General features: G+C 64.2%; 17 protein-coding genes. 8 read left to right on the top strand and 9 right to left on the bottom strand.

The features are described from left to right. Positions 1 to 3 precede the first annotated feature (3 nt). The 3 genes from cysC (at position 4) to IVA96_RS14315 (ending at position 4,648) form a co-directional block, all read left to right on the top strand. Positions 4 to 1,920, top strand: coding sequence for an adenylyl-sulfate kinase (gene cysC / locus IVA96_RS14325; RefSeq protein ID WP_247277806.1), 1,917 nt, complete (start codon positions 4 to 6; stop codon positions 1,918 to 1,920). A gap of 267 nt (positions 1,921 to 2,187) precedes the next feature. Further along, entirely contained in the window at positions 2,188 to 4,353 is a 2,166-nt protein-coding gene (locus IVA96_RS14320; protein ID WP_247277807.1) for a malate synthase G, read from the top strand. Between the two features lie 94 nt (positions 4,354 to 4,447). Then, positions 4,448 to 4,648, top strand: a complete 201-nt coding sequence (locus tag IVA96_RS14315) for a CsbD family protein (protein ID WP_247277808.1) — start codon at positions 4,448 to 4,450, stop codon at positions 4,646 to 4,648. A 62-nt stretch (positions 4,649 to 4,710) separates the two neighbouring features. Here the strand turns inward: IVA96_RS14315 and IVA96_RS14310 are convergent, their stop codons facing one another. The 3 genes from IVA96_RS14310 to IVA96_RS14300 form a co-directional block, all read right to left on the bottom strand. After that, on the bottom strand, positions 4,711 to 4,866 hold the full coding sequence (locus IVA96_RS14310; protein ID WP_008546817.1) for a Thivi_2564 family membrane protein: 156 nt from the start codon (positions 4,864 to 4,866) through the stop codon (positions 4,711 to 4,713). A 246-nt stretch (positions 4,867 to 5,112) separates the two neighbouring features. After that, positions 5,113 to 5,763, bottom strand: a complete 651-nt coding sequence (locus IVA96_RS14305) for a DUF2865 domain-containing protein (protein WP_247417930.1) — start codon at positions 5,761 to 5,763, stop codon at positions 5,113 to 5,115. Between the two features lie 16 nt (positions 5,764 to 5,779). After that, complete coding sequence (locus IVA96_RS14300) at positions 5,780 to 6,553, bottom strand: L,D-transpeptidase (protein ID WP_247277810.1); 774 nt, start codon at positions 6,551 to 6,553, stop codon at positions 5,780 to 5,782. A gap of 209 nt (positions 6,554 to 6,762) precedes the next feature. On the opposite strand from IVA96_RS14300, the gene IVA96_RS14295 reads away from it, so the two are divergent. The 5 genes from IVA96_RS14295 (at position 6,763) to IVA96_RS14275 (ending at position 10,906) form a co-directional block, all read left to right on the top strand. Then, positions 6,763 to 7,875 carry an AI-2E family transporter gene (locus IVA96_RS14295; RefSeq protein ID WP_247277811.1) on the top strand — a complete coding sequence of 371 codons (1,113 nt, stop codon included), beginning with the start codon at positions 6,763 to 6,765 and terminating at the stop codon, positions 7,873 to 7,875. Between the two features lie 79 nt (positions 7,876 to 7,954). Beyond that, positions 7,955 to 8,326 (top strand): DUF883 family protein, encoded by a 372-nt coding sequence (locus IVA96_RS14290; protein WP_247277812.1) that lies wholly within the window; start codon positions 7,955 to 7,957, stop codon positions 8,324 to 8,326. Between the two features lie 92 nt (positions 8,327 to 8,418). Beyond that, complete coding sequence (locus IVA96_RS14285; RefSeq protein ID WP_247277813.1) at positions 8,419 to 8,874, top strand: hypothetical protein; 456 nt, start codon at positions 8,419 to 8,421, stop codon at positions 8,872 to 8,874. Between the two features lie 187 nt (positions 8,875 to 9,061). Continuing rightward, entirely contained in the window at positions 9,062 to 10,204 is a 1,143-nt protein-coding gene (locus IVA96_RS14280; protein ID WP_247277814.1) for an OpgC domain-containing protein, read from the top strand. A gap of 90 nt (positions 10,205 to 10,294) precedes the next feature. After that, positions 10,295 to 10,906, top strand: coding sequence for a TetR/AcrR family transcriptional regulator (locus IVA96_RS14275; protein WP_247277815.1), 612 nt, complete (start codon positions 10,295 to 10,297; stop codon positions 10,904 to 10,906). A gap of 9 nt (positions 10,907 to 10,915) precedes the next feature. Here IVA96_RS14275 and IVA96_RS14270 read toward each other — a convergent pair whose 3' ends face one another. The 6 genes from IVA96_RS14270 to ureC form a co-directional block, all read right to left on the bottom strand. Then, positions 10,916 to 12,565 carry an HWE histidine kinase domain-containing protein gene (locus tag IVA96_RS14270; protein ID WP_247277816.1) on the bottom strand — a complete coding sequence of 550 codons (1,650 nt, stop codon included), beginning with the start codon at positions 12,563 to 12,565 and terminating at the stop codon, positions 10,916 to 10,918. Positions 12,566 to 12,860: 295 nt separating this feature from the next. Continuing rightward, positions 12,861 to 13,484, bottom strand: a complete 624-nt coding sequence (gene ureG, locus IVA96_RS14265; RefSeq protein WP_247277817.1) for an urease accessory protein UreG — start codon at positions 13,482 to 13,484, stop codon at positions 12,861 to 12,863. A 45-nt stretch (positions 13,485 to 13,529) separates the two neighbouring features. Continuing rightward, complete coding sequence (locus tag IVA96_RS14260) at positions 13,530 to 14,258, bottom strand: urease accessory protein UreF (RefSeq protein ID WP_247277936.1); 729 nt, start codon at positions 14,256 to 14,258, stop codon at positions 13,530 to 13,532. Next, positions 14,239 to 14,835, bottom strand: a complete 597-nt coding sequence (locus IVA96_RS14255; RefSeq protein WP_247277818.1) for an urease accessory protein UreE — start codon at positions 14,833 to 14,835, stop codon at positions 14,239 to 14,241. Before IVA96_RS14255 ends, IVA96_RS14260 begins: the two co-directional genes overlap by 20 nt. 13 nt (positions 14,836 to 14,848) lie before the next feature. Further along, complete coding sequence (locus tag IVA96_RS14250; RefSeq protein ID WP_007599815.1) at positions 14,849 to 15,148, bottom strand: putative quinol monooxygenase; 300 nt, start codon at positions 15,146 to 15,148, stop codon at positions 14,849 to 14,851. 112 nt (positions 15,149 to 15,260) lie between these two features. After that, a complete protein-coding gene (ureC, locus tag IVA96_RS14245; RefSeq protein WP_247277819.1) occupies positions 15,261 to 16,976 on the bottom strand; it encodes an urease subunit alpha in 1,716 nt (571 codons plus the stop codon). Positions 16,977 to 17,004 lie beyond the last annotated feature (28 nt).

Below are 17,004 nucleotides of genomic sequence, written 5' to 3'. Positions count from 1 at the left end.
CGCATGAACATGATCGTCACCACGGCTTCGCCGGCCACTCCGAACGGCACCACGCGTCCGCAAGTGCGCATCGTCATCGTCGGCCATGTCGACCACGGCAAGTCGACGCTGGTCGGCCGCCTCCTGCACGAGACCGGCAGCCTGCCCGAGGGCAAGCTCGAAATGCTGAAAGCCGTCAGCGCGCGGCGCGGCATGCCGTTTGAATGGTCGTTTCTGCTCGATGCGCTCCAGACCGAGCGCGATCAGGGCATCACCATCGACACCACGCAGATCCGCTTCCGCACCAATTCGCGCGATATCGTGCTGATCGACGCACCCGGCCACGCCGAATTCCTGCGCAACATGATTACCGGCGCCTCGCAGGCCGACGGCGCGGTGCTGATCATCGACGCGCTCGAAGGCGTGCGCGACCAGACCCGGCGCCACGGCTATCTGCTGCATCTCTTGGGCGTGAAGCAGGTCGCGATCGTCGTCAACAAGATGGACCGCGTCGACTTCTCCGCCGAGCGCTTCAAGGACATCAGCGACGAGATCTCGGCACATCTGAGCGGCCTCGGCGTGACGCCGACGGCGGTGATCCCGATTTCCGCCCGCGACGGCGACGGCGTTGCGATGCGCACCGACCGGATCGGCTGGTACAAGGGCCCGACGGTGGTCGAGGCGCTCGACGGGCTTGAACCGGCGCGGCCGCTGGAAGCGCTGGCGCTGCGCCTGCCGGTGCAGGCGATCTACAAGTTCGATGACCGCCGCATCGTCGCGGGCCGGATCGAATCCGGCACCCTCATTGCGGGCGACGAGATCGTGATCATGCCGGCCGGCAAGATCGCAAAGATCAAGACTGTCGAGAGTTGGCCGGTGACGCCGGTCGCGGGCCGGCAGGGCGCCGGCCGCTCGGTCGGCATCACGCTCGACCGCGAATTGTTCCTCGAGCGCGGCGACATCATCGCGCATGCAGGCAGCGCACCGCGCGAGACGCGGCGGCTGCGCGCGCGCATCTTCTGGCTGCACGACAAGCCGCTCGCCAAGGGCGACCAGCTCCTGGTCCGCTGCGGGCCGAAGGAAAGCCGCGCCACCGTGGTCGCGATCGAAAAGGCGGTCGATCCCGGCGAATTGTCGAGTGTCGAGAACAAGGCGATCGGCCGCAACCACGTCGGCGAGATCGACATTTCGCTTTCGAATCCGATCGCAACGGATCCCTCTACCGAGAATCCGCGCACCGGCCGGCTCGTGATCGAGGTTTCCGGGCGCATCGCCGGCGGCGGCCTAGTGCTGTCGGTCGACGCCGGCCAGCGCGCCATGCCGGTCGACATCGTGCCGGTGGAATCGGCGCTGCGCTCGGACGAGCGCTCCGCGCGCTACCGCCACAACGGCGCCGTGGTCTGGCTCACCGGCCTGCCCGCCTCCGGCAAATCGACCCTGGCGAAAGCGCTGGAGCGGCGCCTGTTCAGCAATGGCGGCTCGCCGGTCCTGCTCGACGGCGACACGCTGCGCGCCGGGCTCAACAGCGATCTCGGCTTCTCCGCCGCTGATCGCAGCGAGAACATCCGCCGCCTTGCGGAAGTCGCCACCCACCTCGCCCGCAACGGCCATATCGCAATCGTCGCGGCGATCTCACCGGCGCGCGAGGATCGCGCCACCGCGCGCCGGATCGCCGACACCGCGTTCCGCGAGATCCATGTCGCAACGCCGGCTGAAGTGTGCGAGGAGCGCGACCCCAAGGGTCACTACAAGAAGGCCCGCGCCGGCACGCTGGCCTCGTTCACCGGCATTGGCAACGACTACGAGGCGCCGCAGGGGGCCGAGCTTGTGATCGATACATCGACGCGGACGGTCGCCGAAGCGGCAGATGCGATCGAAGAGATGCTGAAGACCACCGGCGTGCTGTTCGACGAAGTCGTGGACCTCGCCGCGAATATTTGAATGCTGTCGTCGCCCGGCTCGACCGGGCGACCCAGCCTTCCAGAGACAGCGCTGGATACGGAGAAGCCGCGGCGTTCCCCGCTTTCGCGGGGAATGACAGCGGTGCGCTGAGCCCAACTCACCTTGACATTTGACAAAGGCCCGGGGGTCTTCTCACGGCCTTGATTTTGGGGCTAATAGGCCCCCGAAAGCTGCCCCTATGGGCGCATTTTGCTGCTGACGGGTGAAAAGCAGCCAAAAACAGCCATTTCCAACAGAAAGCCCATCATGAAACGCGTCGATGCCCACGGATTGAAGATCGCTCCCGTCCTGTTCGATTTCATCGCCAAGGAAGCGGCCCCGAAAACAGGGATCGCGCCGGATGCGTTCTGGGCCGGGCTTGCCGGCATCATCAAGGAGCTGGGGCCGAAAAACCGGTCGTTGCTCGCGTTCCGCGACACGTTGCAGGCCAAGATCGACGACTGGCACCGGGCCAACAAGGGCAAGGCGTTCGACCTCAATGCCTATACCGCCTTCCTGAAGGAGATCGGCTATCTCGTTCCAGAGCCGGCGACGCAGAAGGTCGAGACCGCCAATGTCGACGAGGAGATCGGCAAGATCTGCGGTCCGCAGCTCGTCGTGCCGCTCACCAATGCGCGCTATGCGCTGAACGCTGCGAATGCGCGCTGGGGCTCGCTCTATGATGCCTTCTATGGCACCGACGCGATTCCGCATGATCCGTCCGAGAGCGGCAAAGGCTACAACAAGGCGCGCGGCGACAAGGTGATCGCCAAGGCCAAGGCGTTCCTCGATACCGCCGTGCCGCTCGCGACCGGCAGCCACACCGACGTCACGGCCTATAGCGTCGTCGCGGGCCAGCTCGCGGTGAAACTGAAGAGCGGCAACGCCACCGCGCTGAAGAACGCGGCGCAGTTCGCAGGCTTCCAGGGCGATGCGGCCGCACCGTCCGCCGTGCTGCTCGTCAACAACGGCCTGCACGTCGAGGTCAAGATCGACCGCAGCAGCGCGATCGGGAAAGACGATCCGGCCGGCGTCGCCGACATGATCATGGAGGCCGCGGTCTCCACCATCCTCGACATGGAGGACTCCGTCGCCGCGGTCGACGCCGAGGACAAGGTGCTGGTCTACCGCAACACGCTCGGCCTGATGAACGGCACGCTGTCGGCCGATTTCGAGAAGGGCGGCAAGACGCTGACGCGCTCGCTCAACGCGGACCGCAGCTACAGGACGCCCGATGGCAAGGGCGAGCTCAAGCTGCACGGCCGCAGCCTGCTCCTGATGCGCAATTGCGGTCACCACATGTTCACCGACGCGGTGCTGGACGAGAAGGGCGAGGAGATTCCGGAGGGCCTGCTCGATGCCGCCGTATCGGGCCTGCTCGCCATTCACGACCTCAAGGGCAATTCCAAGGTCAGGAACAGCCGCACCGGCTCGGCCTATATCGTCAAGCCGAAGATGCACGGCCCCGACGAGGTGTCGCTGACCTGCGAGATTTTCGACCGTGTCGAGAAGATGCTGGGCCTGCCCGAGAACACGCTCAAGGTCGGCATCATGGACGAGGAGCGGCGCACCACCGTCAACCTCAAGGCCTGCATCCAGCGCGCGTCCAAGCGCATCATGTTCATCAACACCGGCTTCCTCGATCGTACCGGCGACGAGATCCACACCTCCATGGAAGCGGGCCCGATGATCCGCAAGAACGAGATGAAGGCGCAGGCCTGGATCAAGGCTTATGAGGACTGGAACGTCGACATGGGCCTGATCGACGGCCTGCCCGGACATGCCCAGATCGGCAAGGGCATGTGGGCCGCGCCCGACAAGATGGCGGACATGCTGGCGCAGAAGCTTAGCCACCCGCAGGCCGGGGCCACCACCGCCTGGGTGCCCTCGCCGACGGCGGCGACGCTGCACGCGCTGCACTATCACCAAGTCAACGTCATCGCGCGCCAAGAGGAACTGGCCAAGGGCGGCCCGCGCGCAAAACTGTCGGACATCCTCACCATCCCGGTGTCGAAGTCGAACTGGGCGCCTGACGACGTCAAGCAGGAGATCGACAACAATTGCCAAGGTATTTTGGGCTATGTGGTGCGCTGGATCGACCAGGGCGTCGGCTGCTCGAAGGTGCCCGACATCCACGATGTCGGCCTGATGGAAGACCGCGCCACTTTACGCATTTCCAGCCAGCATCTCGCCAATTGGCTGCACCAGGGCGTCATCACCGAAGCGCAGGTGATGGAATCCTTGAAGCGCATGGCCGTCGTCGTCGACAAGCAGAACGCAGGCGATCCGATCTACAAGCCGATGGCGCCCGCCTTCGACGGCGTCGCCTTCAAGGCAGCCTGCGACCTCATCTTCAAGGGCCGCGAGCAGCCGAACGGTTACACCGAGTACATCCTCACCGCGCGCCGCCGCGAGGCGAAGGCAGCGGGTTAAATAGCTCGGTTCGAAGGGCGAAACCGTCCCGGCGCGCAGCGGAACGGCTGCGCGCTGCTTGCGTTGTAGGGCCATCAACGCGATGGAGATGGTCATGGACTGGAATCGCATCGAAGGAAACTGGAAGCAGTTCAAGGGATCGGCCAAGGAGAAATGGGGCAAGCTCACTGACGACGACCTCAGCTCGATCGAGGGACGCCGCGAGCAGCTCGAGGGCCGGCTCCAGGAACGCTATGGCAAGGCCAAGGACCAAGTTCGTCAGGACGTCGACGACTGGCTCAAGTCGCTGCATTGAGGCAGCACGAAAGAAGCCCCGGCCCAAGCCGGGGCTTTTTTGTTGGAATATTCGGAGGCCCGCTAAAACACCGCAAGATATTTCAAGAGCGACACGATACCGATGATGATGACGATCACGCGCGCGATCTGTTTGGCGCGACCGTCCATCGGAAGCATGTTGATGAGATAAAGGACGAGAATAACGACGAGAAAGGTGACGAGTACGCCGACCAGCATCGTGAGGACCCCCCTTCAGGCAAATTTCCAATGAGGACTTAACGCCAGTCTCTCGCTCTGGTTCCATTGCCGCAACCCACTGCAAATTCTAGGGATTACGTAGCTCTACAATCGGGTCGCGGCCCGAGGTTTCACCTTTCGCTCTCAGATATCTGTGCGCTCGCGCCGAGCGACGTGCGATTGCCGATGCCACCGCTCGACGGCGGAGATTGAGGCGCCAGCGGCGCCGCTCACTCAACGGCTCCCCTACTCCTTCGCCACCACCGGCACCTGACGGAATCTGGCGCGCACCGATTCCGGCAGTGGCGAGAAATTCATCGCGACGCCGCGGCGGTCGTTGGCATTGCGGTTGGCAACCACGAGACCGTTGGCCCCGGCGACGATGTCGCCCTTGCGCAAGGTGGGATCATCCTCGATCTTGACCTGGGCGAGGCCAGCCGGATCCTTGCCGTTGCAAGTGCAGCCCACGACGATCTCGTTGCGGTAACGGAAGGCGTTCGGCAGATCGGAATAGGACTTTCCGTTCTCCGTCGTGGCCTCGTCGATATTGCTGCCGTAGACCAGCGAGGTTTCGGACGCCGGGCAGAAGCTCTTGCAGGACTTCGCCTTGCTTTCGGCATCCGTTCCTTGCGCCGGAAAATAGCGGCCGTCGCATCCGCGCACGCAATAGGCGGTGCCGCCGCCATAGGCGGCTCGCTGGCGCGGCACGTCGTATCGCGGCATGTCATCGTTCGGGAACGGCGTCCGGATCTGCGGAGGCCGCGCGCCGAACGCACCGAACAACGCCGAGAAAAAGTCCTTCGCATGCGCCGGCGGCGTCAGTGCGAGGCCGAGAGAGATGATTGTGAACACGGCCGCCGCACCGCCAGTCAGCTTGCCAATCGAGCATTTACACATCTGACCTCGCTCAATCCTAATTCAGGGCCGACGTCGTGATGTTCAGCGCCTGTCGCCCCGAAGGCAACGCGGTCACCGCAGGACGCTTGCGCACGGAATCGCCGCCGCCTTTCGCCATCAGAGGCGCGTTCTTCGGCAGCACCACGACCTTGGCGCCGACACTGACGCGGTTAAAGAGATCGATGACGTCCTCGTTGGTCATGCGGATGCAGCCGGACGAGACGAACTTGCCGATGGTGCTGGGATCGTTGGTGCCGTGGATGCGGTATTCGCTCGAGCCGAGATACATCGCGCGGGCTCCGAGCGGGTTACCCGGACCGCCCGCGACGAAACGCGGGAGATAGGGCTGGCGCGCGATCATTTCGGCCGGCGGATGCCAGTCCGGCCACTCCGCCTTACGGCTGACGCTCTGCACGCCCGACCAGGTAAAGCCTTCGCGGCCGACGCCAACGCCATAACGAATGGCGCGGCCATTGCCGAGCACGTAGTAGAGATAGGTGTTGTTGGTATCGATGACGATGGTGCCGGCCGGCTCGCTCCTGTCGAAGCTGACGATCTGCCTGCGCAGCCGGTCGGGCAGCTGGGCATCTTCGTCGGCGGCTTGCGGCGCCTCGCTTCCATAGCCCTGTGAATAGCTCTGATCCTGCGGATACGACTGCGGCCGGATCGGCGCAAAGCCGAGGGTTTGCGCACTCGCGCTGCCAAAGGGCACGGTGAACAGAACGGTCGCGAAGGCAAACGCAGTGACGGCACGCGGCGAGAAGCGGCGGACGAGAGAGAAGCTTGTCATGTGCTGCCCCATTGGATGTGTGCATCCGGGTGATGCGCCAGCCAAGCAACGCCATCGGACCGATCTAAGTTCCGGCGCGGAGCGCGGCCGCGACGTCACAGTCAAGCGAGCGTTTCTTCACGAAGGCGCGATGGAACTGCTACCGCGATCGCGCGTTCTCATCCCGTAAATGGGCGCGCGGATCGCGGTTTCCGTGCGGGAGAGATATTGTGCGCGTCCTTCCCAGCGAACGTCTGCTTCCCGGCAAAAGCGAAGGTGAACCGCTTCCCGACAGCCATAGCGAGCTGCCGCCGGTCATCCGCCGCACCGAGTTCGTCGCTTTCGCGCTCGCAGGCCTGCTGCTGATTGCGGTCGTCACCGTACTCTATGTCGGAAGAGCGTTCTTCCTGCCCGTGGTAATGGCCTTCGTGATCGGCACCATGCTGTCGCCGGCGGCGAGCTTCCTGGAGCGATGCAAGGTGCCACGCGCGCTCGCCGCCGTCCTGATCGTGGTCGCTGGGACCGCGGTGGTTGCCTTCGCCCTGGCGCTGATCGCCTCACCGATTATGGAGTGGAGCACGCGCCTGCCGGAGCTCGGCGCGCAATTGAGGGACAAGCTGCACGTGTTCGACCGGCCGCTGGCGCTGTGGCGCGAGCTGCAAGGCATGGTCGGCGGCTCGGAGGCGTTCCCGAGCTTCCAGATGCCGAAGGTCGAGTGGGTGCAACCGACGCTGGAATTCCTGTCACCGACCTTTACTGAATTTCTGCTGTTCTTCGTCACCCTCATTCTGTTCATCGCAAGCTGGCGCGACCTGCGCCGGGCCATGATCATGACCTTCAGCGATCACGACGCGCGGCTGCGCACGCTGCGTATTCTCAACGAGATCGAGGTCCATCTCGGCAACTACCTGCTGACCGTCACTCTTATCAATGTCGGCGTCGGCGTCGCCACCGGCCTGATCTGCGCGCTCACCGGCATGCCCAATCCAGCCGGGCTCGGCGCGCTGGCGGCAACGCTCAATTTCATCCCGATCATCGGGCCAGTCGCGATGTTCGCCGTGCTGGTCGTCGTTGGGCTGGTCGCCTTCCCGACGATCAGCGGTGCCCTCATGGCGGCGCTCGCCTTCGGCGGCCTCACCTTCCTGGAAGGGCACTTCATCACGCCGACCATCATCGGCCGGCGGCTGGCCCTGAACGCGCTTGCGGTCCTGCTCGCGCTCGCGTTCTGGACCTGGATGTGGGGCCCGATGGGCGCGTTCCTGTCGTCGCCGCTCCTGATTGTCGGCCTGATCCTCAAGGAGCATCTGTTGCCGGCGGATTCGCCGCAGCTGCCGCAGGCCTGAGGCGGTTTCCGCAAACGGAACTTCCCCGACGACGAAACGTTCTCCGGCTATCTCAGCCGTCAACAGTTTGGAGCTCCCGATGTCCACGACCAATGCCGAAGCCGGGATGAAAGACTGGACCGACAACGCCACCAGAGAACGCCTCGAGAAGGATGTAGCAGCCGTGAAAAGCGATATCGCCGCCCTCACTGAACAAATCACCGACGCGCTCAATACCTTCGCCAATTCCAGCAGCAAGCAGGCTCGCCGCGGCTATCGCCAGGCGCGCGAGAACGTGGATTCCGCGATGGACGACATGTCCGAGCGCGGCAGCGCGATGATGGAGGCTGCGCAAGACGCCTACGGCTCGATCGAGGAGACGCTGGAAGAGGCCATCACGCAGCGGCCGCTCGCGACCGTCGGGCTCGCCCTCGGCATCGGCTTCCTGATCGGCGTCGCCTGGCGCCGGTAGGTTTGCGGAATGGATCTTGAGACGGCGACGCTGCCGCGCCGCCGATGCCGGCGTGTGGCGGCTCGGCTTGTGGGGATTTGAGGAGCAAGGCCATGTTTCAGCGCATCATCGACGGGATCAGTGCATCCACCGGGACCACTGTGCGACTGACCTCCCTTGCCGCAGGCGCGGCATTCGCGCTCTTCATCACCACGTGCTTCCTCTGCGCCGCGGCCTTCATCTTGGTGCTGGAGAAATATGGTCCGGTGCAAGCCTGCCTCGCGGGTGCCGGCGTTTTCTTTCTGCTTACCTTGGCCGCAGCAGTGAGCTATTGGGCCTATAAGCGGCAGTTGCGCAAGCAAGCCCAGATCGCGGCCGAGCGTGCCGCGAAGTCGGCGGCGCAGAGCATGCTCGCGGACCCCATGCTGCTCGCCACGGGACTCCAGATCGTCCGCGCCATCGGAATCAAGCGGCTGTTGCCGATCTTGGCGATCGGTGGCGTCGCACTCGGAATCATGGCGAGCCGCGCTGGCGTTCCCGACGAGGCATCGGCCGAACCCGCCGAGTGACGACGAGCGTGGGTTAGAAAATTTCGCCGCAACTGCTGCCAGCTGATCTGGCGGAGTTCGGCAGGAAGGCGCAGCGCAATTTTGCGCCATCCGGCACGGATGTCCCCCGCCATCACGCAAACGCTACTCGGATGGGCAGGCGGTTGCCGCTAAAAGCGGCGCCCCTGATTCCAAAAGTCTTTTCGCAATGAAACCGTCCGTCAAGGCGAACCTCGCCGCATTCCAACCCGACGCCAGGCTGTATTTGACACTCGGCATCGCCAATTGGTCGGTTTTCGTCGACCACATCCCGAACAACGTCGTCAACCTGCTGACGCTGCGAAATTTCGGCTTCAGCGGCGCCGCGGATTTGTTCGTGTTCGTGGTGGGCTATGGCGTCGCCATCATCCACGGCCGGATGGCGCTGGAGCGCGGCTACGTCGTCGCGGCGACGCGCATCTTTCGACGTGTCTGGCGGCTCTACGCCGCCTACGTCGTCCTGTTCGTCATCTATATCGACACCATCGCCTATGTCGCCTCGCAATCGATGGCACCGGAATTCATCCACGAATACAACATCTCGGGGATTCTCGAGCACCCGCTGCGCATCCTGATCCGCGGCCTCGTGCTCCAGGAGGAGCCGCTGAACCTCGACCTCCTGCAATTGATGATCCCGCTGATGGCCTTCTTTCCGCTTGTGCTGTGGGGCCTGTTGCGGCGGCCGAATGTGACGCTCGCGGCATCGGTTGCGCTGTACCTTGCCGCACGCTGGTTCGATTGGAATTTCCGGGTGTACCCGGATCAGGAGTGGACCTTCAATCCGCTCTGCTGGCAGATGCTGATGGTGCTGGGCGGCTGGTTCGCCGTGACAGGCGCACCCGGACGGACGTTGCGCAGCATGCCCTGGTTGCGGATCCTCGCCGGGACCTATCTCGTTTTGGCGATGGCCGTCACCTTGATGCGCCACTCACCGGCGCTCTCCGCTTATCTGCCGAACTTGCTCCTCGACGGCATCGCACCGACGGAAAAGGAAAACCTTGCGCCTTATCGCGTGCTTCACTTCCTCGCGTTCGCCTTCGTCGCGACCCATCTCATTCCGGCCGGTCATCCCGGCCTGCAATTGAAGCCGCTTCAGGCGGTCATCAGATGCGGCGAGGAATGGCTCGCCGTGTTCTGCGTCGGCGTCTTCCTGTCCTTTGCCGGTCATCTGATCCTGATCACGGGGCCCAATCTGGTGGGGATGCAGGTCGTGGTGAGCCTCGCCGGCTTCGCCGCGATGACCGCGGTCGCCTATTACATCGCCTGGTCGAAGTGGCAGGACCTGCCCGCCGCCCTGCGGCAGCAGGCCTAGTGGGGAGCCCATTTCGATTCTCCTAGGTTCGCCGCCGAGGCTGCGCTATGCGAATCGAGCGCAGGTTGCGCGAGGAGACCGGGCCAGATCATGGCGAGAAACGAGGGTGAAGGATCTGACGGCGCGCCGCCCCGGCGCGGCCGGCCGCGGTCGATCGAGACCGCCAACGCCATTCTCGAAAGCGCGTATGCGCTGATGGCTGCGACCGGCCTTGCCGCCACCACCATCGACGCAGTCGCGCGCAACTCCGACGTGTCCAAGATGACGATCTACAAATGGTGGCCATCCCGGGAGGCGCTTTTGATCGACGCCTTTCTCCACCACGCCGCACAGATGCTGCCGCTGCCCCCGGAAAGCTCCGGCACGCCTGCGGCGCGTGCACGCCGCCACGCCGCGGCCTATGCCGAGGCACTCCAGGGCGAGTTCGGCAAGGTGCAGCTTGCCGTGATCTCCGAATGCATTTCGAAGACCGGCTCCGCCGAGCTGTTCTACGCCCGCTATCTGCAATTCCGCCGCGACGCGCTGCTGGAGATGATCGCAGCAGGCCAGAAGGACGGCAGCATCCTGGCCCAGGGGCTGCCTGAGGATCTCTACGACGCGATCTACGGCGGCCTGTTCTACCGCTACGTCTTTGGCATCGCGCCGGTCACGCCGGCCTACGCGCGCAATCTGGTCGACCTGGTGTTGCGGCCGAAGGACTGAAGTGCCGCTCTACCGCACCGGCTGCGAAAACTTCTCGGTACGATCGCGCTCGGACATGTCGACCACCGTCTCCATCGGCGCCGTCAGCTCGTAGACGTAGGAGACGTCGGTGAAGTAGCGCTTGGCGGTGCCGCCGAGCGCCTCGGGCGCCACGCGGTCGAGCAGGATCAGGCCGAAATCGGAATCGGGACGGCGCGTCGCCTCGCTGGTGTTGAACTCCTCCCAGCGGAAATTGAAAATCTCGTCGGGCTCCTCGCCGGTCACCGTCCAATTGGCGGTGATGTGCGGATGCTTTCCGACCAGCGACAGGCCTTCGTCGGAATGCGAGGCGAGCTCGAAGAACAGCAGAGACAGGCTCTGCGCCGCGCGCGCGCTGACAGCGATATCGGGACCGGTGACGGCGATGCGTTCGGCATGCGGGATGGCGCGCGCTTCGAACAGGCCCTTCAGCTTGACACCCTGCCATTGGCTCTCGCTGAGCAGCGAGACCACGTTCGACATGGCGTGGATGCGGCCGATCAGGAGCTCGCGCGCGACGTCGATGTCCGAGCCGTGGCGCAGCGTGCGCGTCACGATCGACTGGATCACCGCCAGGATGTTCTTGACCCGGTGATTGAGCTCGTCGATGACAGCGGTCAGCCGGCGCTCGAAGCCAATCCGCACCTGGATTTCCCGGCTGAGCCGCAGGTTGTTGTAGGCGACATAGCCGAACAGGCCACATACCATCGCGGTGATCGCAAAGCCGATCGCCGCCACGATGATGGCAGTCTGCTCGGCGCGACGCGCCGAATTGGTCTTCGCGTAGTAGGCGAGCTGCCAGTCACGGCCACCGAAGCTCACCGTGCGCATGGCCGACGGGGCCAGCCCGTCCGCCGCCGTCGCGCGCGTGGAGACCACGCCCTGGTCGTTGGCGACGAGCTCGCCGCCGTCCTTGCGCGGATCCCTGAGCGCGACCGAGAACAACGACATGTCGTCATTGGTCAGCATCAGCGAGGCAAGCTCGTAGGAAAATGTGACGAACCCGGCCGGCTCCGTTGCCCCCTCGGGAATGACGGGCGCGGCCACGATGACGCCGATCGGCCCGTCGCCGCTGAGCAGCGGAATCGGATCCGAGGCAACCGACCGCTTCTCGGCGCGCGCACGCGTCAGCATGGCGCTGGAAACCGGATCCTGATCGTAGCTGCGGCCGGGCAGCGTCTTGGTCTCGTTGCTGCGCGGCTCGAGATCCATCAGCACGTCGATCGGCTGAGTAACGTCGGCGGGATTGATCGGCTTGTCGTCAAACGTGCGGATCCGCGGATTGGGGAAGCCGGCGCCGGCAATGGCAGCCTGCGCTGCCGCAAGCTCGTTCGGCTTCAGCCGGGCGATCCAGCCGGCCACCACGAAATCGGTCTTGAAGGCGTAGATGGCCGAGCGCAGCGGCTCCAGCATGTTCGGCTTGATCACGGATGGCGCACGGAACAAGCCGGAAGCGACACGCGCGAGCAACTCCCGCTCGGTGAGGCGGTCCTGGACCAGGCTTGCGTGAACGTCGATCGCACGCGCGAGCGCGATCCGGTCCAGCGCCAGCTCCTGATCGTGAACGCGATAGGCCGCAAGCCCGGAGAGCAGGGCTCCGAGCAAAGCGATGAAGCCGATGATGAAACCCAGCCGGACCACTTCGACTACTCAGGCGAAAGCAAGAGGTCGGCAATAATTGTGGACCATATGAACGCCGCTCGAACGGCCATCTGCCGAAACAGGGTGAACCCCAGTGGCGGAGATAATGGAGGAGGAGGCATCAGTACGCAACGTAGGTCGGCTGACAAGCTTAATCCGCCCGGCCGATGGTCAGGCCGGAATGGCTGCCCCGAGGCGGAGGTAGTTAATCTCCGTGTCTAAAATTTGTTCCGCCGCTCTGGGCCTGCTTCACCCGTCAACGGCGAAAATCACCTGCGCCAAGTCGTCGCGTCGGTCAGCCTGCCCGCCTCAGGCCACCTTTGGCCTCGATGAACTCGACAATGCGGTCGAGCCCCTGGCTCTTCTTCAGGTTGGTCATGACGAAGGGACGCTGGCCGCGCATGCGCTTGGCGTCCGTCTCCATCTTTTCCAGGGAGGCCCCGACATGGGGCGCCAGGTCGATCTTGTTGATGACAAGAAGGTCTGACCGGGTGATGCCCGGGCCGCCCTTGGACGGAATCTTGTCGCCGGCGGCAACGTCGATGACGTAGATGGTGAGGTCGGCCAGCTCTGGGGAAAAAGTGGCAGCGAGATTGTCGCCGCCGGACTCGATCAGCACGAGATCGAGGCCCGGAAATTTCGCGCGCATGTCCGCCACCGCCGCGAGATTCATCGAGGCGTCCTCGCGAATCGCGGTGTGCGGGCAGCCGCCGGTCTCGACCCCGGCGATCCGATCCGGTGTCAGCGAACCCGAACGCACGAGGTATTCGGCATCCCATTTGGTGTAGATGTCGTTGGTGATCGCGGCGATGTCATAGCGCTCGCGCATGGTCTTGCAGAGCAGGTCCATCAGCGCGGTCTTGCCCGATCCGACCGGGCCGCCGACGCCGACACGTAAGGGGCCGTGAGACGTAGCCATTGATTCCTTCCTATCGTCGTCCTGGCGGAGTGTGACGCAACGTGCTCACGATCTGAACAGCCGCGTATATTGTGTCTCGTGCCGGAGGCTGGCGAGATCGGCGCGGAAAGTCGCGCTGCCGAGATCGTCCAATGTCGCCTTCAGGGCACGATTGGCGGTCGCGGCGACGGCGGCTTCCAGCGTCACCAGCACACGCTGGCTGTCGGTCTGGCCCAGCGGAATGAGACGGCTGGCCGCGGAAATCCAGTTTGAGACCAGCGCATGCAGGAAAGCGTGCAGCGTCGGCGCCAGCGGGACACCATGCATCGCGGCGACCACGCCGACGGCGACCGGATAGACCAATGGCGCGCGGCATGCCGCGACCATCACATCCAGCCCATCGGCATCCCACGCCGCGCGCGCGATGTCGATGAAGGCGCGGCCTTGGGAGGTCGTTTCCAGCTGTCGTTCGCGCGACGGCACGAAGGCGGCCGCGAGCTCGGCGGTATCGTTCAAAGTGGTGCTCTCGTCGGCTTCCGCGGCGCGATAGGCATGGACCAGGAACGTCGCATCGCAAAGGCCGGAGCCGTCGCCGAGCATAGTGTCGAGCCAGTCGGCCAGCGTCGCGGTATCGGTGATGTCGCCGGCCTCGACGGCCCATTCGATGCCGCTGGAGTAGGAGAAACCACCGACAGGAAACGCCGGCGACAACCAGGTCATCAACCGGTACAGCGCCGCCGCCTCGCGCTCGGCGAGGTCAGCGGCGCCGACCGGCTCATTTGTGGTCATGAGCATGCTTGTGGCCGTGGTGATGGTCGCGGTGGTCGCAATGCTCGTCGTGGTGATGGTGATGATCGTGACCATGATCATCATGGTCACGTTCGTGATGATGGTGGCCGTGATCGTGATGCGCATGGGCGTCGTGACCATGCGCGTGACCGGCGTCGGCATAGGCGCCGCCTTCGGGATCGAACGGCGCCTCGATCTCGATCACGCGGGCGCCGAGACCCTTCACCATGGCTTCGATGACGTGGTCGCGGCGGATACGCAAGGCCTTGGCCATGATCTGCGTCGGCAGGTGGCGGTTGCCGAGGTGCCAGCCGACGCGGATGAGATGGTGCGGATCGTGGCCGCGGATCTCCAGCAGCGGTTCGGGCGCCGCCACCACCTCCACCAGCCGGCCGTCCTCCAGCACCAGCGCATCGCCGCCGCGCAGCGCGACGGCATGCTCCAGGTCGAGCAGGAATTCGAGCCCCCGCGTCCCCGTCATGGCCATGCGGCGACGGTGCCGATCGTCGAAATCAAGCACCACCGTATCCACGGGTGCTTCCGTGAAGCGGTGCTGCCCCCTGACCTGCGTCGCCCGGATCATGCGTTTACCCCGTTTACCGTGTCTCGACCTTCTCGGGCGTGATCACCTCGATCTTCGGCGGCGCCGTGAAGCACTTCACCGCGACGCGGCCGAACGTCTTCATATGCTCCATGGCACGATGCGGCACCAGCGCCTCGGCGTTCTCCCACTGCTCGACGAACACCATTTTGGCAGGGTCGGTGACGCTCTCGTGCAAATCATAAGCGATATTGCCGGGCTCCTTCCGCGTCTCCTTGATGCAGGCGGTGGCGGCTGCAATGAATTCGGCGCGCGTTTCGGGCTTGATGGTCAAGGTGGCAACGACATAGATCACGAGAAATCCTCCCGGCTTTTCTTCTGGGTTCAAGATACCGGCGGGACATTAGACCAGGCAGGGTCGAACTCAAGACCGGAAAACAACCCCGAGGCATGCAGCACAGGCTATTTCAGTACATGAAATATCGCTGCGCCATCGGCAGCACCTCGGCGGGGGCGCAGGTGAGCAGCTCGCCGTCGGCGCGCACCTCATAGGTCTCCGGATCGACCTCGATCTTGGGCATGGCGTCGTTGTGGATCATGCTCTTCTTGGAGATCTTGCCGCGGGTATTCTCGACGGCATAGAGCGTCTTATCGATGCCGAGTTTTCGCGCAAGACCTCCGGTGACGGCGGCCTTCGAGGTAAAGACAACGGAGGACGCCGTGCGCGCCTTGCCGAAGGCACCGAACATCGGTTGGTAGTGCACCGGTTGCGGCGTCGGGATCGAGGCGTTGGGATCGCCCATGGGCGCTGCGACGATGCTGCCGCCCTTGACGATGCAGTCCGGCTTGACGCCGAAGAAGGCCGGCGACCACAGCACGAGATCGGCGAGCTTGCCCTTCTCGACCGAGCCGATCAGTTTCGACACGCCGTGCGCGATCGCGGGATTAATGGTGTATTTGGCGATGTAGCGCTTGACGCGGAAATTGTCGTTGCCCTTGCCCTTGTCCTGCGGCAGCGATCCGCGCTGCTTCTTCATCTTGTCGGCGGTCTGCCAGGTCCGGATGATGACCTCGCCGAGGCGGCCCATCGCCTGCGAGTCCGAGGACATCATCGAGAGCGCGCCGAGATCATGCAGGATGTCCTCGGCGGCGATGGTCTCCTTGCGGATGCGGCTCTCGGCGAAAGCCAGATCTTCCGCGATCGAGGGGTCGAGGTGGTGGCACACCATCAGCATATCGAGATGCTCGTCGATGGTGTTGCGCGTGAAGGGCCGCGTCGGATTGGTCGAGGACGGCAGCACGTTTTTCAGGCCCGCGACCTTGATGATGTCGGGGGCGTGACCACCGCCCGCCCCTTCGGTGTGGAAGGCATGGATGGTGCGGCCCTTGAACGCCTTGATCGTATCCTCGACGAAACCGGATTCGTTGAGCGTGTCGGTGTGGATCATGACCTGGATGTCGTGATCGTCGGCGACCGACAGGCAGTTGTCGATCGCTGCTGGCGTCGTGCCCCAATCCTCGTGCAGCTTCAGCGCACAGGCGCCGGCTCTGATCATCTCGACCAGCGCGGCGGGCCGCGAGGCGTTCCCTTTGCCGGAAATGCCGAGATTAACCGGAAAGGCGTCGAACGACTGGATCATCCGGGCGATATGCCAGGGCCCCGGCGTGCAGGTCGTGGCGAAGGTGCCGTGCGAGGGGCCGGTGCCGCCGCCCAGCATCGAGGTGACGCCGCTCATCAGCGCGTGCTCGATCTGTTGCGGGCAGATGAAATGGATGTGGCTGTCGAAACCGCCGGCCGTGAGAATCTTGCCTTCGCCCGCGATCACATCGGTGCCGGGACCGATGATGATGGTCACGCCCGGCTGGATGTCTGGGTTGCCGGCCTTGCCGATCGCGGAAATCATGCCATCCTTGATGGCGACGTCGGCTTTCACGATGCCCCAATGGTCGACGATCAGCGCATTGGTGATGACCGTGTCGGCGGCGCCCTGCTTGTTGGTGACCTGCGACTGGCCCATGCCGTCGCGGATCACCTTGCCGCCGCCGAACTTCACCTCTTCGCCGTAGGTTGTGAAATCCTTCTCGACTTCGATGATGAGGTCGGTATCAGCTAGACGCACCTTGTCGCCGGTGGTCGGGCCGAACATGTCGGAATAGACGGACCGCTTTATTTTGACGGACATCACAAGCCCCGTATGCGTTTGAATAACT

It is taken from the genome of Bradyrhizobium sp. 159, from assembly GCF_023073795.1.
GTDB lineage: Bacteria > Pseudomonadota > Alphaproteobacteria > Rhizobiales > Xanthobacteraceae > Bradyrhizobium.
The sequence above is the reverse complement of the archived record's forward strand: the minus strand, read 5'-3'. Positions and strand labels throughout refer to the sequence as shown.